Genomic DNA, 16,246 nt, shown 5'->3' on the forward strand with positions numbered 1-16,246 from the left:
GGAGCACAGGCAATGCAAGGCGAACATAGAATCGTTCGGGCGCGCGTTTCCGGTACGGTTCAAGGTGTGAGTTACCGCGTCTGGGCGCGCGTAGAAGCGATGCGTCTCGGGCTGACGGGTTGGGTGCGCAACGAGCGTGACGGCTCGGTCACCGCGCTGATCGCCGGCGACGATGGTGCTGTCACGGCGATGATCGAACGCCTGTGGCAAGGGCCGCGGGGCGCGCTCGTCTCGAATGTCGAGGTCGAGGAGGCGGCCGAAGCGGCGCCCGTGGATTTCAGGATTATCGTGTAGGCCAGGTATCCTTCCCTGAAGGGAAGGGCAATCGCATATGGCTTTGGACAGCCGTACCCTCGAAGGGAAAGGCTTGAATTAATTGAACGTTCGTTTTATTATTGCTGCCAGAGGCAAATATGGCACGCACCACAGGTTCCGACGGGGAGAAAACCGAAGCGGCCGTTCGCGAGGCGGCGGTCAGCCTGATCGCGCGTCTCGGCTACGAGGCGATGTCGATGCGGCAGCTGGCGGCCGAGGTCGGCGTGCAGGCGGCAGCGCTCTATCGCTACTTCCCGACCAAGGAAGATCTGCTTTTCACCTTGATGCGAGAGCATATGGAAGGCCTGCTCGAGGCTTGGGAAGCGGCGCGACCGGCGAGCGTCGATCCGGTGGACCGGCTCACCGCCTATGTCGAAAACCACATCGCTTTCCACATCGGGCGGCGTCACGCCACCCATGTCTCCAACATGGAATTGCGCAGCCTTTCGCATGAAAGGCTGACGCAGATCCTCAAAATGCGCACGGCCTATGAGAAGGAACTGCGCACGATCCTGCGCGACGGCGCCGAGGTTGGTGTCTTTCAGGTCGACGACACCGGGCTCACTGCCATGGCGCTGATCCAGATGATGACCGGCGTCATCGTCTGGTTCCGGCCGGGCGAGCGGCTGTCGATCGCCGAAGTCACGGCATCATATCTTTCGATGACAATGCGCCTGGTCGGCGCGACAATCAGCCATGGCACCGCGCGTCCCTCGGCGCGCGCCAGGGACGCCGTGGCACTCTGATACGGCGCGATCTCCGCGAAGACCCGCGCAGGGAGGAACGGCATGTACACGAATACGCTGAACTTCGGACTGGATCCCGACATCGAGGCGCTGCGCGACACGGTGAGGCGCTTCGCCCAGGACAGGATCGCGCCGATCGCGGCCGAGATCGACCGTTGCAACGAATTTCCCGCGCATCTTTGGGGCGAGCTCGGCGCGCTCGGCCTGCTCGGCATCACCGCCGATCCGGACTTCGGCGGCAGCGGCATGGGCTATCTCGCGCATGTCGTCGCGATGGAGGAGATTTCGCGCGCGTCCGCCTCGGTCGGCCTCTCCTACGGCGCGCACTCGAACCTCTGCGTCAACCAGATCAACCGCTGGGCCACCCCGGCGCAGAAAGAGAAGTACCTGCCTGCCCTTTGCTCGGGCGAAACTGTGGGCGCGCTGGCGATGTCGGAACCAGGCGCCGGCTCGGACGTGGTGTCGCTCCGGTTGCGCGCCGAAAACCGCAACGACCGCTACGTGCTCAACGGCTCGAAAATGTGGATCACCAACGGTCCTGACGCCGGGACGATGGTGGTCTATGCCAAGACCGATCCGGAACGCCATGCGCGCGGCATCACGGCTTTCATCGTCGAGAAGACGATGGCCGGCTTTTCGGTGGCGCAAAAACTCGACAAGCTCGGCATGCGCGGTTCCAACACCGGCGAGCTCGTGTTCGAGGATGTCGAGGTGCCGTTCGAGAACGTGCTGCATGAGGAAGGGCGCGGCGTCGAGGTGCTGATGTCGGGGCTCGACTACGAGCGCGCGGTGCTGTCCGGGGGCCCGATCGGGCTGATGGCGGCCTGCCTCGACGTCGCTGTGCCTTACGTGCATGAGCGCAAGCAGTTCGGCCAGCCGATCGGCACGTTCCAGCTGGTGCAGGGCAAGCTTGCCGACATGTACTCGACGATGAACGCCGCGCGGGCCTACGTGTACGCGGTGGCGGCCGCCTGCGACCGCGGCGAGACCTCGCGCAAGGACGCCGCCGGCTGCGTGCTGTTCGCCGCCGAGAAAGCGACGCAGATGGCGCTCGACGCTATCCAGCTGCTCGGCGGCAACGGCTACATTAACGACTATCCGACGGGCCGGCTGCTGCGCGACGCCAAGCTCTACGAGATCGGCGCCGGCACCAGCGAGATCCGCCGCTGGCTAATCGGTCGCGAGATCATGGCGGAGGGGGTTTAACGTGGCCACACTGCAAACTCAAATTTCCCCCTCCTCCGACACGTTTCGCGCCAATGCGGAGCGCATGCGCGCACTGGTCGCCGACATCGCCGAGAAGGCGGCAAGCGTCGAGCGCGGCGGCTCGGACGAAGCCCGCGAACGCCACGTCTCACGCGGCAAGCTGTTGCCGCGCGAGCGGCTGGCGCAACTGCTCGACACCGGCTCGCCCTTCCTCGAGGTCGGGCAGTTCGCGGCATGGTCGATGTATGGCGAGGACATTTCCTCGGCCGGCATCATCACCGGCGTCGGCCGCGTCGAGGGCACCGAAGTCATGGTCGTCGTCAACGACGCCACTGTGAAGGGCGGCACCTATTATCCGCTGACGGTGAAGAAGCATCTCAGGGCGCAGGAGATCGCGCTGCAGAACAACCTGCCTTGCGTCTATCTGGTCGACAGCGGCGGCGCCAACCTGCCCAACCAGGACGAGGTGTTTCCCGACCGCGAGCATTTCGGCCGCATCTTCTACAACCAAGCCAACATGTCGGCCGCCGGCATCCCGCAGATCGCCTGCGTCATGGGTTCCTGCACGGCGGGCGGCGCCTATGTGCCGGCGATGTCGGACGAGACGATCATGGTGCGCAACCAGGCGACCATTTTTCTCGGCGGCCCGCCGCTGGTGAAGGCCGCCACCGGAGAAGATGTCAGCGCCGAGGAGCTCGGCGGCGCCGATGTCCACACCAGGCTCTCCGGGGTGGCCGACCACTATGCGATGGACGATGAACACGCCTTGGCCATTTGCCGGCGCATCGTCAAGAACCTGAATCGGAACAAGGCTCTAAAGCTCAATCTGCAGAAACCGGTGCCGCCGCGTCATGACCCGAGCGAACTTTACGGCATCGTGCCGACGGACCTGCGCCAGCCTTATGACGTGCGCGAGGTGATTGCCCGACTCGTTGACGGCTCGGAGTTCGACGAGTTCAAGCAAAACTATGGCACCACGTTGGTTACTGGTTTTGCCCATCTGCACGGCATGCTGGTCGGCATCATCGGCAACAACGGCGTGCTGTTTTCCGAAAGCGCGCTGAAGGGGGCGCATTTCATCGAGCTTTGCTGCCAGCGCGGCATTCCGTTGGTCTTCCTGCAGAACATCACCGGCTTCATGGTCGGGCGAAAATACGAGGCCGGCGGCATCGCCAAGGACGGCGCCAAGCTGGTGATGGCGGTCGCCACCGCAAAGGTGCCGAAGCTCACGGTGATCATCGGCGGCTCGTTCGGCGCCGGCAATTACGGCATGTGCGGCCGCGCCTATTCGCCTCGCTTCCTATGGATGTGGCCGAACGCGCGCATCTCGGTGATGGGTGGCGAGCAGGCGGCGACGGTGCTTGCCATGGTCAAGCGCGAGGGCATCGAGCGCAAGGGCGGTGAATGGAGCGCCGAGGAGGAGGCGAAGTTCAGGAAGCCGATCCTGATGAAATACGAGCATGAGGGTCATCCGCTCTATTCCTCGGCCAGGCTCTGGGACGACGGTATCATCGATCCGGCCAAGACCCGCGACGTGCTGGCGCTGAGCCTCTCGGCAGCGCTCAATGCGGAGACAGAGGCGACGAAATTCGGCGTGTTCAGGATGTGACGATGAGCGCTCTCGGCGACAGGATCCGTATCCACACCGGCGACATAACCATGCTCGCGGTCGACGCGATCGTCAATGCCGCCAATTCCTCGCTGCTGGGCGGCGGCGGCGTCGACGGCGCCATCCATCGCGCGGCCGGGCCGGAGCTGCTTGCCGAGTGCCGCACGCTTCACGGCTGCAAGACCGGCGACGCCAAGCTGACCAAGGGCTATCGGCTGCCGGCGCGCTATGTCATCCACACGGTCGGTCCGGTCTGGCGAGGCGGCGGCCAGGGCGAAGCCGAGCTGCTCGCCTCCTGCTACCGGCGCTCGCTCGAAATCGCGCTCGGCCATGATTGTCGAACCATCGCTTTCCCGGCGATCTCGACCGGCATCTATGGCTATCCGAAAGACCAGGCGACGGAGATCGCTGTTGGTGCCGTAAGCGCCTTCCTGAGGCAAAATGCGCTGCCGGATACGGTTACTTTCTGCTGCTTCGACGAGCAGACGGCGGAGTTATATCGGCAGGCCGTTGCGGCCATTGGGGAGAGCTGATCTTGGAGCAAAAGGCTCAGTACAGGCAAATTCAGATGATCAGCTGGAGGGGCGCGAAGGTATGCCGTCGTCGCCCGAGACACACCCTGGCTGCGGAGGTTCCATGTTCGGCAAGATCCTGATCGCCAATCGCGGCGAGATCGCCTGCCGCGTCATCCGAACCGCCCGCAGGCTCGGTGTGCGCACCGTCGCCGTCTATTCGGACGCGGATGCCCGCGCGCTCCATGTCGAGATGGCCGACGAGGCCGTGCATATCGGCCCCTCGCCCGTCGGCGAAAGCTATCTGCGCGGCGACAGGATCGTGGCGGCGGCGCTCGCCACCGGCGCCGAGGCCATCCATCCCGGCTACGGCTTCCTGTCGGAAAACCCCGATTTCGTCGATCAGGCGACGGCGGCAGGCCTTGTCTTCATCGGTCCTTCCGCCGCCTCGATCCGCGCCATGGGATTGAAGGACGCCGCCAAGCGGCTGATGGAAAAGGCCGGCGTGCCGGTGGTGCCGGGTTATCACGGCGAAGCGCAGGAAATTGTGCTGCTTGCGTCCAAGGCGCGCGAGATCGGCTACCCGGTGCTGATCAAGGCGCGCGCCGGCGGCGGCGGCAAGGGCATGCGGCGCGTCGAGCACCCCGACGATTTCTCGGAGGCGCTTTCCAGCGCGCGTCGCGAGGCGAAGGCGGCGTTCGGCGACGATCGCGTGCTGGTGGAAAAATATGTCGACAAGCCGCGTCACATCGAAGTGCAGGTGTTCGGCGATAATTTCGGCAACGCCGTGCATCTTTTCGAACGCGATTGCTCGGCGCAACGCCGCCATCAGAAGGTGATCGAGGAGGCGCCCGCCCCCGGCATGACGCCGGCGCTGCGCAAGGCAATGACGGAGGCGGCCATGAAGGCTGCCAAGGCGATCAATTATTCGGGCGCCGGCACGATCGAGTTCATCGTCGATGCCTCCCAGGGGCTCAAGGCCGACCGCTTCTGGTTCATGGAGATGAATACCCGACTGCAGGTCGAGCATCCCGTCACCGAGATGGTCACCGGCGTCGATCTCGTCGAATGGCAGCTTCGCGTCGCGTCCGGCGAAACGCTGCCGAAGATGCAGAATGAGATCGCTTTGTCCGGCCACGCTTTCGAGGCCCGCCTCTATGCCGAGGACGCCGCGAGAGGGTTCCTGCCGGCGACCGGCACGCTGCATCATCTCAAATTCCCCGACGCGGCGCCGGAAGGTGCCGCGATACGCATCGAGACCGGCGTGCGCGCCGGGGATGCGATCTCTCCCTTCTATGATCCGATGATCGCGAAGCTGGTAGCGCACGGCAAGGATCGGGCGTCGGCGCTCGGCACGCTGCGCGAGATGCTGGCGCGGACGGAAGTGGCCGGCTCGACCGTCAACACCGCCTTCCTGGCGGCGCTCGCTGCCGACGCCGATTTCGCTGCCGGCGATCTCGATACCGGGCTGATCGGCCGGCACCAGGCGGCGCTCACCGCCATTCCCCCGCCGAGCGACGAGACGATCGCAGCCGCGGCGCTGGCGGCGGCGGATACCGCCGTGCCCGCTTCCGCCGCCGATCCCTGGTCCACGCTTTCCAGCTATGCCCATTTCCACCCGCTCTCGCGCCGCACCCGCTTGCGCTATGGCGAGGAGAACATCCTGGCGCGGGTTTCGGCACGCTCGGACGGCCGCTTCCAGGTGGCGCTGGAGGCACCGCACGATGCGGTGAACACGCATGATTTGAGGACCATGCCGCATGCGGCCCGCTGGCCAGGCCATGTCACCGTCTTCGAGGGCGCGGTCGGCTATACGTTCACGGTCCCCGATCCGCTCGCCAAGGCCGACGAGGCGGGAGCTGCCTCAGGCAGCCTGCGCGCGCCGATGCCGGGGCTGGTCAAGCTGGTGCGCGCCGCAACGGGCGATGCCGTGATCAAGGGCCAGCCGCTTCTGATCCTCGAAGCGATGAAGATGGAGCACATGATCGCCGCCCCGCATGACGGCGTGATCGCCGAGATCGCGGCCGAGGGCGCTCAGGTCAGCGACGGCACTGTGCTGGTGCGGTTCGCGGAGAATGGGCAGGGCTGAAGCGGCTGTTCGAGTTGTCTCGTTAACGAGACAAAATAATTAGATATGGCGGGACAGCCTCCCCTGCACGTCAATGCCGCAGCACAAACGGAAATGGCCGGGCTCGTCCCGGCCATTTCCTTGATTCTTGCAGAACCGATTACGGCTTGATCGGCGCGTATTTGCCGTCGTGCCATTGGTTGATGTCGTAGCTGGCGTTCTTCAGATCGCCCTTCTCGTCGAAGATGACGTCGCCGACCACGGTGCTGATCGGTTTGCCGTCCTTGAGCGCCTCCGCGACCTTGGCCGGATCGTCGGTGCCGGCGCGCTTGACGCCTTCGGCCACAGCCTGGATCACGGCATAGGAGAACAGCGTGAAGCCCTCGGGCGTGAAGCCGCCGGCCTTGATCTTGGCGACCGCGTCCTTCGCTTCAGGCTTGGCCTGCGGGTCCGACGGGAAGACGAACATGGTGCCTTCACCGGCCGGGCCGGCAACCTGCCAGAATTCCGGCGAAGCGATCGAGTCCGGCATGATCAGCTGGAACTTGACGTTCTGCTCGGCCGCCTGACGCAGGATCAGACCCGCCTCGGGGTGATAGCCGCCGAAATAGACGACGTCGGCCTTCAGTTCCTTCAGCTTGGTGACGAGGGCCGAATAGTCCTTCTCACCGGCATTGATGCCTTCGTAGTCGACTTCCTTGAGACCGCCGGCATTCATCGTCGCCTTCACGGCGTCGGCAACGCCCTGGCCGTAGGCGCTCTTGTCGTGCAGGACGACAACGTTCTTGCCGGCGTATTTCTTGGCGATCCAGGGGCCGATGAAGGCGCCCTGCGCGTCGTCACGCGTGTAGAGGCGCATGATGGTCGGCCAGCCGGCCTTGGCGGCGGCGTCGGTCAGCACCGGGTTGGACGAGGCGGGGCTCATCATCAGCGTGCCGGCTTCGGCATAGACGGCCGAGGCCGGAATGCTGGAGCCCGAGCAGGCATGGCCGTCGACGAATTTGACGCCGTTGGCGACGATGCGGTTGGCGACCGAGACCGCCTGCTTGGGATCGCACTGGTCGTCCTCGATGTCGAGCTTTATCTGGGAGCCGTTGACGCCGCCAGCCGCATTGATCGCGTCGGCGGCGGCCTGCGCGCCCTGCTTGAACTGGTCACCGATGGTGGCGAGCTGGCCGGTCATGGGGCCGACCACCGAAATGGTGATGTCGTCGGCGAAGGCAACCGGGGCGCTCATCATCAGGCCAAAAGCGGCCGCGCTCAAAATACCCAATTTTTTCATGACTATAAGAACTCCTCCACTTGCGCGTGCCGATCCGGCCGCGCTTCTTCCACAGAGCCGGGACAATTTCACCCTTCGCCGAAACTGTCGAGAGGACAGTGAGGCCGGCTTTGGTTCATTCCGACGAGGATTTCTTGGGCCACGCGCCTGATTGCCAAGTGTAATGCAAAAAGCCGCGCCGACCTTGTTTCGGTCGGTCACGGCTTTTGCAGTCGAGCTCCCCAGACGCCCCCGCGCCTGAAACCCGCTCGCTTCCCTGTTTTTTGCGTGGCCTCGGTTGTCTCAACCCGCCATGTTCTCGTTCTTCTTGACCGGCCGTCTTTTCGCGGCCTTGTCCCGATGAGCTCTGAGCGCTACGCGCTGAGGATCAGTGCATCGTCATCCATTCGCGGGCTTCGCGCAGCGCCGTGGCGATCTCGACTTTCGACATGGTGGCCGACAGTTCCGAGCGCAGCTCGGCGGCGCGGGCCGAGCCCTTGATCGCGGCGATGTTGAACCATTTGTGGGCGGCAACGACATCGGTCTCGCAATCGCGCCCCGTCGCATACATCATGCCCAGTTCGAAAAGAATGTCGGCCTGGGCAGTTGCCCCCATGGCGCCGAAGCCGTCCTCAAGCATTTCAAAGCGTGCCATTTCAATCCCCTGTCTGGCTCCCGAGAGCTGCCTCCTTTTCCCTTGGTATCCCCTCGGGGCGAGCCGCTCTTTCGATGCTTTCGAGGATGACGGCTGGCCTTGAATCCGTCGTTAAATGGCTTGCTTAATTTGAGGAAAACAAAGCTAAAACAAGAGGTAAACGCGGAAAACCGTTAAGCATGGGAATCCAGCGTTTCAGCCATTTTGCGTCAAATTCGATGAAAATTGCCGGCGGCGGAATCAAGACTTCGCTAACCACGGAAACCGAAGCGTTTTTCGATCGCGTTTATTTTCAGTCGGCCGCGCGGCGAAAATCCTTGCAACCTTCCGTCGCGGCACCGCTTTCGTTTTGGCGGCGGCTGGATTAGCTTTACCTTTGCGTAAGGGGCAGGTAGGCGGACTGGAGCCCGCCGCAACCCTATAGGGAGGTGGACACGATGTTTCGAAAGCTGACTGTGGCCCTGGCGGCCACCTTGATCATGGCGGGCGCCGCATGCGCCGACCCGATCGAAGGCAACTGGAAGACGCAGGCCGGCGACACCGCGGCGATCGGCGGGAGCGGTTCTTTCTCGATCACGCTCAAGACCGGCAAATACGCCGGCAAGACGATCGGCTCGCTGAAGGCGGCCGGCGACAACAAATATGCCGGCAGCATCACCGACCCGGCAAACGACAAGACCTATTCCGGCAAGGCGACGCTCTCGGGCACCGCGCTCAAGATGAGCGGCTGCGTCCTCGGCGGCCTGATCTGCAAGAGCCAGACCTGGCACAAGCTCTGAGCGCCAAACTCCAGACCATATGAGACGGCCAAGGGCGTTTCACCGTTTTTGCGGAACGGTGAAACGCCCTATTTCTTTGTTTGACGCAATCCCGGGCGGAGAACCGCTCACACTTTTCCTGGAATTGCGTCTTTGTTTGACGCAATCCCGGACGGAAAACCGCTCACACTTTTCCTGGAATTGCTCTACGCGGCCCCGTTTTCTTTCGGAGCGACAGCGCTCCGCCGCGCTGTGGCACCGGCACGGTGCAAGACTCTCGTCAATCAATTTGAACCGCAGATGAATACCTGTCTCAGAACCGGTTCAGAGGCCGTCAGGCATTTTCTCCCGCATTGAAGGAGAGAGAAATGCTTGCCCGTCGCTTCACCATCGTCTGCCTGCTGATGAGCCTGTTCGGCATGCTCTTCGCCATCCTGGTGGCGGAGGCCGGTCATTCGGCCCGCCCTTGGGAACGGCCGGTGCCCGCATTGTCGGCTTCGTGAACCAAATCGAGCGCTGAAACGACAAAGCTTAAAATCGACCAAGCTGGAAACCGGGATACCACCAAAATGAACCGCATCGCCGACAATGCAACGAAGATCCTCCGGCTGCTGCCGCGGGCGATGCTTATCCTGATGCTGCTGGCAGCCCCGGTGCTGGCGGTGCCGATGATGCGGGCCGATACAAGCCATAGGATCGAGGCGCCGCCGCACAAGAACACCAGCGTAGGCTTCGTGTTGCTGATCAGCCTGCAGCGGGGGTAGGTGTGACGATATACAGGTGAGGCCGGCCTGCGAAACGCGGCTTCCTGCGCTTCCGGTGCTCACGTAGCTCAAGTACGCTCCGCTCCGGTTCTCGGAATCCACCTTTCTCGACTCGGCCTGACCTGAATCGCGTCACACCTTGAATCGGAGCGATAACAAAAAATCTCCAGCTGGGTTGCGGTTCCTGTCCGCTCACCCCTCCCAACAGCTCTTCCAAATCTCTATATTGGGCCATGGAAAAGCGAATCTACCCCCAAGCCATCGACTCGGTCGTCATGCCGGAGCCCTTCGGCAAGCAGGACTTCCACGACGCCAGAAAGGCCGTCGCGGCGCTGCAGGCGCTGTACGACCGCAACACCAAATTCCTGCGCGATTCTTTCTCAGCCCTTGCAGCGGGCGGAGATGAAAGCAAGCGCTACCGGGCCTTCTATCCGCAGATCGGCGTCACCACGACCTCATTCAGCCAGGTCGACTCGCGCCAGGCCTATGGCCATATGCCGACGCCCGGCCATTTCGCCACCACGATCACGCAGCCGCAACTGTTCGAGAACTATCTCGTCGAGCAGCTTCGGCTCATCATGCGCAATCACGGCGTGACGGTGACGGTCTCGGAATCGACGACACCCATCCCGCTGCATTTCGCCTTCCTGGAAGGCACCTATGTCGACGGCGCCGCCGCCGAGCGCATCAAGCGACCGATCCGCGACCTGTTCGACGTGCCCGATCTCGACGGCACCGACGACCAGATCGCCAACGGCACTTTCGAGGTGGCGTTCGGCGAACCAAGGCCGCTGGCGCCGTTCACCGCGCAGCGCATCGATTATTCGCTGCACCGCATGACGCATTACACGGCGACCAGCCCGCAGCATTTCCAGAATTTCGTGCTGTTCACCAATTACCAGTTCTACATCGACGAATTCGTGGCGCGCGCCCGCGAGTTGATGGCCAATGGCGACAGCGGCTATGTCGAGTTCGTCGAACCCGGCAATGTCGTGACCAGGAACGGGGAGACGGTCCCGGAAGGAACGCCGCCGCACCGCCTGCCGCAGATGCCGGCCTACCACCTGAAGAAGCCGGGCCATGGCGGCATCAGCATGGTCAATATCGGCGTCGGCCCGTCCAACGCCAAAACCATCACCGACCATATAGCGGTGCTGAGGCCGCATGCCTGGGTGATGCTTGGCCACTGCGCCGGGCTGCGCAACACGCAGGCGTTGGGCGACTATGTGCTGGCGCATGCCTATGTGCGCGAGGACCATGTGCTCGACGACGACCTGCCGGTCTGGGTGCCGATCCCGCCGCTGGCCGAAATCCAGGTGGCGCTGCAGGAGGCGGTCGCCGAAGTGACCGGCCTGTCGGGCTACGACCTCAAGCGCATCATGCGCACCGGCACCGTCGCCACCATCGACAACCGCAACTGGGAGCTGCGCGACCAGCGCGGACCGGTGCAGCGCCTGTCGCAGTCCCGGGCCATCGCGCTCGACATGGAATCGGCCACCATCGCCGCCAACGGCTTCCGCTTCCGGGTGCCTTACGGGACGCTTCTGTGCGTTTCCGACAAGCCGCTGCATGGCGAACTGAAGCTGCCCGGCATGGCGACCGAGTTCTACAAGCGGCAGGTGGCGCAGCATCTGACCATCGGCATCAAGGCGATGGAGAAGCTGGCCGAAATGCCGATGGAGCGGCTGCATTCGCGCAAGCTCAGAAGCTTTTCCGAAACGGCATTCCAATAACCGAACGCCTGCCAGCGACCGGCGAGGCAATCGGTCGTCTTGCTTGGGCCGCAATTTGGCCGATAACCGGTCCGAACGGAAGACTGGGGCTTCGGAGAAAATGACAACGGGCGGTGCGCGCTTGAGCATGATGGCTCAGCTGATAGTCCTGGCGATGATAGCATGCTCGGCTGCGCTCTTGGCCGGGTTCTTCGGCGCGCTGCATCCGGCCTTCGATTCCTTCTCTCATTTCCGCATGCATCTGAGCCTGCTGACGGCCTTGCTCGCGCTGGCCCTGCTGGCCGGTCCCTACCGGCTGCAGGCCGTCGCCGTGCTGGTCTTCGCCATCGCCTGCTTCGCTACGACGACGGGCGCACTGCCCAGATTGTCGGCGCAGCAGGCGGTCGCAAAGCCGGCCGACCGCATCACCTACAGCCTGTTGCAGATGAACCTGCGCTTCAACAACCCGACGCCGAAGAAGGTGCTGTCGCTGATCGGCAGGACCAACCCGGACGTCATCACGCTCGACGAAGTGTCCGGCATGTGGGCGAAGGAGCTCAGCTATATCGCCGGCGCCTACCCCTATCGTATCCTGTGCGACTACCCCAACGGCATTTTCGGCGTCGCGCTGCTCTCGCGCCGTCCCTTCGCCGCCGGCACCGCGCCGCGTTGCGAGCCGCGCGGCGCGATGGCTACCGCCATGATCGATTTCGGTGGCATTCCGGTCAATGTCGCCGCGATCCATCTCAGCTGGCCGTGGCCGAAGGAGCAATACTGGCAGATCGGCGAACTGGCGCAACCGCTGGCCGCGCTCGGCGAGACCGCCATCATGGCAGGCGACTGCAATGCCGTGCCGTGGAGCGCGGCGGTGCGGCGGGTGGCGCGAATGAGCGGTATGACTCTGATGCCTTCGGCCGGTCCGACCTGGATCCACCGCACGCTGCCTGACTTTCTGCGCCGCTATGCGGGCCTGCCGATCGACCAGGTGTTCAGCAAGGGCGGGGTGACGATCCTGTCATCGGCCCGGCTGGAGGACATCGGCTCCGACCATTTGCCGGTCCTGGTCGAATTCACGCTGCCGACCGACAGCAACGCGCCCGAGGACGAGCACAAATCGGCGCTGGCGGCGAACGACGCGCCGAACAAGCCGCGGAGCTGACGTCCGCTCGGTCGGCGAACGGGCTGGAGTTTCAGTTCTTCCCCATCAATGCATTGACCAGTTTCTCGACATGGCCGCCGTCGCGGTGCTCGCGCGCGTCGAAGGCAATCTGCCTGGCCTCGTAGTCGGCATAGATCGTGTCGATGCGGCGTCTGGCGTCCCAGCGAAGACCGGTGCAGAACCAGTTGTCCAGCCGCTCGAGCCCGGCAAGCGCCGTCTCGGTCGCCCGCATCATCTGCTTGGCGATGCGGCCATGGGTATGCTCGTGCTGGCGCACGCCGGCCATGAAGCGATCCCAGCGCTTGCGCAGGACCGGACCGGATGGGGACGTCCGGCGCGGAAAGGTGTAGGTCAGGTCGATCGTGCCGGTGGCCTGACGCAGCCGACAGATGCCGTTGTCCCGTTTCACGTCGAGGTTCCAATGCACGGTATAGCCGGTCTCGGCGATGGCGCGCGTGGCATGGCCGTGCCTCGGCCCGAGGCCATCCATCGCCTCGATCAGTTCAGCCCCGGTCCTGCCGGTGACGTCGTAGCTGCGCACATGCACGGTCAGCTTGGTGCCGGCGAAGGCAGGCGCGCAAGAAAGCATGCCGGCAGCAGCTAAAATCGCCAGGCTGATGCGCCGCATGTCCGCCTCCTCGTTTGACGCGAAGCAGACCATACTCGGCGCCCGGCTTCAACGGTCTCTGCCGATAAGGCGCGGCTACCCGACCTTCGCCGGGCCTGTTGGAGCGGCAGTCGAGACGGCCCGGTCGGAGCGGCTCACATGCCCTGGTAAACCGGGCCTTCGCCGCCTTGTGGCGGCACCCAGTTGATGTTCCGGTTCGGATCCTTGATGTCGCAGGTCTTGCAGTGGACGCAGTTCTGCGCGTTGATGACGAAGCGCACGTCCTTGGCCGAAGGATCGGCGGCGGCGTTGCCGTCCTTGTCCACCCATTCATAAACGCCGGCCGGGCAATAGCGAGTCGAGGGACCGGCAAAGACATCGTGCTCGGAACGCTGCTGCAGCGCCATGTCGCCGACGATCAGGTGCACCGGCTCGTTTTCCTCGTGGTTGGTATTCGACAGGAACACCGAGGACAGCCGGTCGAAGGTCAGCACGCCATCCGGCTTCGGATAGGCGATCTTCTGATGCTGGGCGGCGGGTTCGAGCGTCGCATAGTCGGCCTTGCCATGCTTCAGCGTACCGAAAGGCGAGAAGCCGAACAGCGTGTTCAGCCACATGTCGAGACCGCCGATGCCGACGCCGACAATGGTGCCGAAGCGCGACCAGAGCGGCTTGACGTTGCGCACCTTCTTCAGGTCCTTGCCGATATCGGTGCCGCGCCAGGCTTCCTCGTAGGAAGCGAGCTCGTCATTGGCGCGGCCGCCGGCAATCGCCCCGGCCACATGCTCGGCCGCCAGCATGCCGGAGAGCACCGCATTGTGCGAGCCCTTGATGCGCGGCACGTTGACGAAGCCTGCCGCGCAACCCATCAGCACGCCGCCGGGGAAGGAAAGCTTCGGCACCGACTGCCAGCCGCCCTCGGTGATGGCGCGTGCGCCGTAGCCGATGCGCTTGGCCCCCTCGAAGGTGCCGGCGATCGCCGGATGGGTCTTGAAGCGCTGGAATTCCTCGAAGGGCGACAGATACGGGTTCTTGTAGTTCAGGTGGACGACGAAGCCGACCGCCACCTGGTTGTCCTCGAGATGGTAGAGGAAGGAGCCTCCACCGGTCTTCATGTCTAGCGGCCAGCCGAAGGAATGCTGCACGAGACCAGGCTTGTGGTTCTCGGGCTTGACCTGCCACAGCTCCTTGAGGCCGATGCCATATTTGCCGGGCTCGCGGCCTTCGGAAAGCTTGTATTTGGCGATGAGCTGCTTGGCCAAAGAGCCCCGCGCGCCTTCGCCGATCAGCACATATTTGCCCATCAGCGCCATGCCGGGCGCGTAGGCCGGGCCATGCGTGCCATCCTTCTCGACGCCCATGTCGCCGGTGATGACGCCGCTGACGGCGCCGGCCTCGTTGTAGACGAGGCTTGCCGCGGCAAAACCCGGATAGATCTCGACGCCCAGCGCCTCTGCCTTGGTCGCGAGCCAGCGGCAGACATTGCCCAGCGAGACGATGTAATTGCCGTGGTTGTTCATCAGCGGCGGCATCAGGAAGTTCGGCAGGCGGAAGGAGCCGGCGGGGCCGAGCACCAGGAAATGGTCATCCGTCACCGGTGTCCTGAACGGATGGCCCTCCTCTTCGCGCCAGCCGGGCAGCAGCCGGTCGATGCCGATCGGGTCGACGACGGCGCCGGACAGGATATGGGCGCCAACCTCGCCGCCCTTCTCCAGGACGACGACGGAAAGATCCGGGTTGAGCTGCTTCAGACGGATCGCGGCGGCAAGGCCGGCGGGACCAGCGCCGACGATCACCACGTCGAATTCCATGCTCTCGCGTTCGATTTCGCTCATCGGCCCCTCACTGGCTCGCCATGTTCTCGCATTGTGCTGGCTCATGCGCTGCATAGCGCATCAATTCGCGACGCGAAACCGGCGCTGACGTGACAATGCCGATTTCGACAAAACGTCGCGGTTTTCCCTACGAAAAGGCAGCAGCGGAGACCATGGCCAAGCATAGGCCAGCGCCACTTGGTTGACAGGCCAGGCGGCGACGGCATGTTTTTAATTGTTCGACGGCTTGGTTATCGGCGATACTTCGCGTCATGCGCAGTCCAGAGCCAGCCGGCTTTCCATCGAAGCGCTTACTCTTCACGCCAGGCATGGCCTGGCGCGCGGTTCTTCCGCTCCTCTTTTTGACCCTTCCGGCGGAAGCCGATCCGGTGAAGGTCTGGGCGACCGGCGCATATTCCTTCTCCGACGAGCTGGGTGGCTTCCGCATCACGGGGGCGTCTGGCATCGGCAGCAAGGAAGACCCGCTGGTCATCAGGGAGGAATTGAACACGGCGACGCCGGTAACGCTGACGATCCGTGCGACCAAGCCGATCGAGCCCTTCGGCAAGGCCGGCGAGGTCGCCAACGGCGTGATGTACATGCGCATCGACGTGCTCAACAACAGCGCGCTGCCCTGGGTGGAGTTCCAGTTCGAGCTGCAGGAAATCCTCGACCAGCCGAGCGTGTTCGGCGACGGCCTGTCCTTCGACCAGCGCAACAAGACGCCCGACAACATCTGGTCGAGCAATTTCGCCGATTTCGACCGCCGGTTCGAACCCTATGACCGGCTGCTGTTCCGCAACGGCAAGATCGACCCGCTGAAGACGGCGACCTTCGATTTCCTGGTCACCGATTATACGCCGCGCTGGACGTTTTACATCGTGCAGGATCCCCGCATACCCACTGGGTGAAAGCATATCGATATTCAGGTGATGCCGGCCTGCAAATGGCGGTTTCCTGCGCTTCCGGTGCTCACGTACGAAAAGTACGCTCCGCTCCGGTTCTCGGAAACCACCATTTTCGACTCGGCCTGACCTGAATCTCGACATGCTCCAATACA

General features: G+C 63.7%; 17 protein-coding genes. 13 read left to right on the forward strand and 4 right to left on the reverse strand.

The annotated features are described in order from the left end of the window. The first annotated feature begins 12 nt into the window (after nucleotides 1-12). The 6 genes from LB525_RS07535 (at nucleotide 13) to LB525_RS07560 (ending at nucleotide 6,477) form a co-directional block, all read left to right on the forward strand. The gene (locus LB525_RS07535) at nucleotides 13-294 is read left to right on the forward strand and encodes an acylphosphatase (RefSeq protein ID WP_224544150.1); all 282 of its coding nucleotides are present in this window, start codon (nucleotides 13-15) and stop codon (nucleotides 292-294) included. 119 nt (nucleotides 295-413) lie between these two features. Then, a complete protein-coding gene (locus LB525_RS07540; protein ID WP_224529803.1) occupies nucleotides 414-1,061 on the forward strand; it encodes a TetR/AcrR family transcriptional regulator in 648 nt (215 codons plus the stop codon). Between the two features lie 42 nt (nucleotides 1,062-1,103). Next, complete coding sequence (locus tag LB525_RS07545) at nucleotides 1,104-2,267, forward strand: isovaleryl-CoA dehydrogenase (protein WP_224544151.1); 1,164 nt, start codon at nucleotides 1,104-1,106, stop codon at nucleotides 2,265-2,267. 1 nt (nucleotide 2,268) lies between these two features. After that, nucleotides 2,269-3,876: a carboxyl transferase domain-containing protein gene (locus LB525_RS07550; protein WP_224529807.1), complete on the forward strand. Its 1,608-nt coding sequence runs from the start codon at nucleotides 2,269-2,271 to the stop codon at nucleotides 3,874-3,876. A gap of 2 nt (nucleotides 3,877-3,878) precedes the next feature. After that, nucleotides 3,879-4,409 carry an O-acetyl-ADP-ribose deacetylase gene (locus tag LB525_RS07555; protein WP_224529809.1) on the forward strand — a complete coding sequence of 177 codons (531 nt, stop codon included), beginning with the start codon at nucleotides 3,879-3,881 and terminating at the stop codon, nucleotides 4,407-4,409. A 103-nt stretch (nucleotides 4,410-4,512) separates the two neighbouring features. Further along, the gene (locus tag LB525_RS07560; protein WP_224529812.1) at nucleotides 4,513-6,477 is read left to right on the forward strand and encodes an acetyl/propionyl/methylcrotonyl-CoA carboxylase subunit alpha; all 1,965 of its coding nucleotides are present in this window, start codon (nucleotides 4,513-4,515) and stop codon (nucleotides 6,475-6,477) included. Between the two features lie 139 nt (nucleotides 6,478-6,616). Here the strand turns inward: LB525_RS07560 and LB525_RS07565 are convergent, their stop codons facing one another. Further along, nucleotides 6,617-7,738: an ABC transporter substrate-binding protein gene (locus tag LB525_RS07565; protein ID WP_095766910.1), complete on the reverse strand. Its 1,122-nt coding sequence runs from the start codon at nucleotides 7,736-7,738 to the stop codon at nucleotides 6,617-6,619. A 367-nt stretch (nucleotides 7,739-8,105) separates the two neighbouring features. Beyond that, the gene (locus LB525_RS07570; protein ID WP_027164869.1) at nucleotides 8,106-8,372 is read right to left on the reverse strand and encodes a sel1 repeat family protein; all 267 of its coding nucleotides are present in this window, start codon (nucleotides 8,370-8,372) and stop codon (nucleotides 8,106-8,108) included. A 179-nt stretch (nucleotides 8,373-8,551) separates the two neighbouring features. Here LB525_RS07570 and LB525_RS07575 point away from each other — a divergent pair, with 179 nt between their 5' ends. From LB525_RS07575 to LB525_RS07595, 6 genes are all read left to right on the forward strand, one after another. Next, nucleotides 8,552-8,740, forward strand: coding sequence for a hypothetical protein (locus LB525_RS07575; protein WP_224544152.1), 189 nt, complete (start codon nucleotides 8,552-8,554; stop codon nucleotides 8,738-8,740). A gap of 69 nt (nucleotides 8,741-8,809) precedes the next feature. Further along, nucleotides 8,810-9,151: a DUF2147 domain-containing protein gene (locus tag LB525_RS07580; protein WP_224529817.1), complete on the forward strand. Its 342-nt coding sequence runs from the start codon at nucleotides 8,810-8,812 to the stop codon at nucleotides 9,149-9,151. A 347-nt stretch (nucleotides 9,152-9,498) separates the two neighbouring features. Further along, complete coding sequence (locus tag LB525_RS28510) at nucleotides 9,499-9,633, forward strand: hypothetical protein (RefSeq protein WP_263481629.1); 135 nt, start codon at nucleotides 9,499-9,501, stop codon at nucleotides 9,631-9,633. A 66-nt stretch (nucleotides 9,634-9,699) separates the two neighbouring features. Beyond that, complete coding sequence (locus LB525_RS07585) at nucleotides 9,700-9,894, forward strand: hypothetical protein (protein ID WP_095766908.1); 195 nt, start codon at nucleotides 9,700-9,702, stop codon at nucleotides 9,892-9,894. A gap of 275 nt (nucleotides 9,895-10,169) precedes the next feature. Continuing rightward, nucleotides 10,170-11,627, forward strand: a complete 1,458-nt coding sequence (locus LB525_RS07590; protein ID WP_224544153.1) for an AMP nucleosidase — start codon at nucleotides 10,170-10,172, stop codon at nucleotides 11,625-11,627. A gap of 100 nt (nucleotides 11,628-11,727) precedes the next feature. Next, nucleotides 11,728-12,765, forward strand: a complete 1,038-nt coding sequence (locus LB525_RS07595) for an endonuclease/exonuclease/phosphatase family protein (protein ID WP_224544154.1) — start codon at nucleotides 11,728-11,730, stop codon at nucleotides 12,763-12,765. Between the two features lie 31 nt (nucleotides 12,766-12,796). On the opposite strand, the gene LB525_RS07600 is transcribed toward LB525_RS07595, so the two are convergent. Together LB525_RS07600 and LB525_RS07605 are read right to left on the reverse strand one after the other, a co-directional pair. Beyond that, nucleotides 12,797-13,393 (reverse strand): DUF922 domain-containing protein, encoded by a 597-nt coding sequence (locus LB525_RS07600; protein ID WP_224529827.1) that lies wholly within the window; start codon nucleotides 13,391-13,393, stop codon nucleotides 12,797-12,799. Nucleotides 13,394-13,527: 134 nt separating this feature from the next. Next, entirely contained in the window at nucleotides 13,528-15,207 is a 1,680-nt protein-coding gene (locus tag LB525_RS07605; protein WP_224544155.1) for an electron transfer flavoprotein-ubiquinone oxidoreductase, read from the reverse strand. 251 nt (nucleotides 15,208-15,458) lie between these two features. Here LB525_RS07605 and LB525_RS07610 point away from each other — a divergent pair, with 251 nt between their 5' ends. Next, the gene (locus LB525_RS07610; protein WP_224544156.1) at nucleotides 15,459-16,097 is read left to right on the forward strand and encodes a hypothetical protein; all 639 of its coding nucleotides are present in this window, start codon (nucleotides 15,459-15,461) and stop codon (nucleotides 16,095-16,097) included. Nucleotides 16,098-16,246: the final 149 nt, after the last annotated feature.

It is taken from the genome of Mesorhizobium sp. CA16, from assembly GCF_020165175.1.
Classification (GTDB): Bacteria; Pseudomonadota; Alphaproteobacteria; order Rhizobiales; family Rhizobiaceae; genus Mesorhizobium.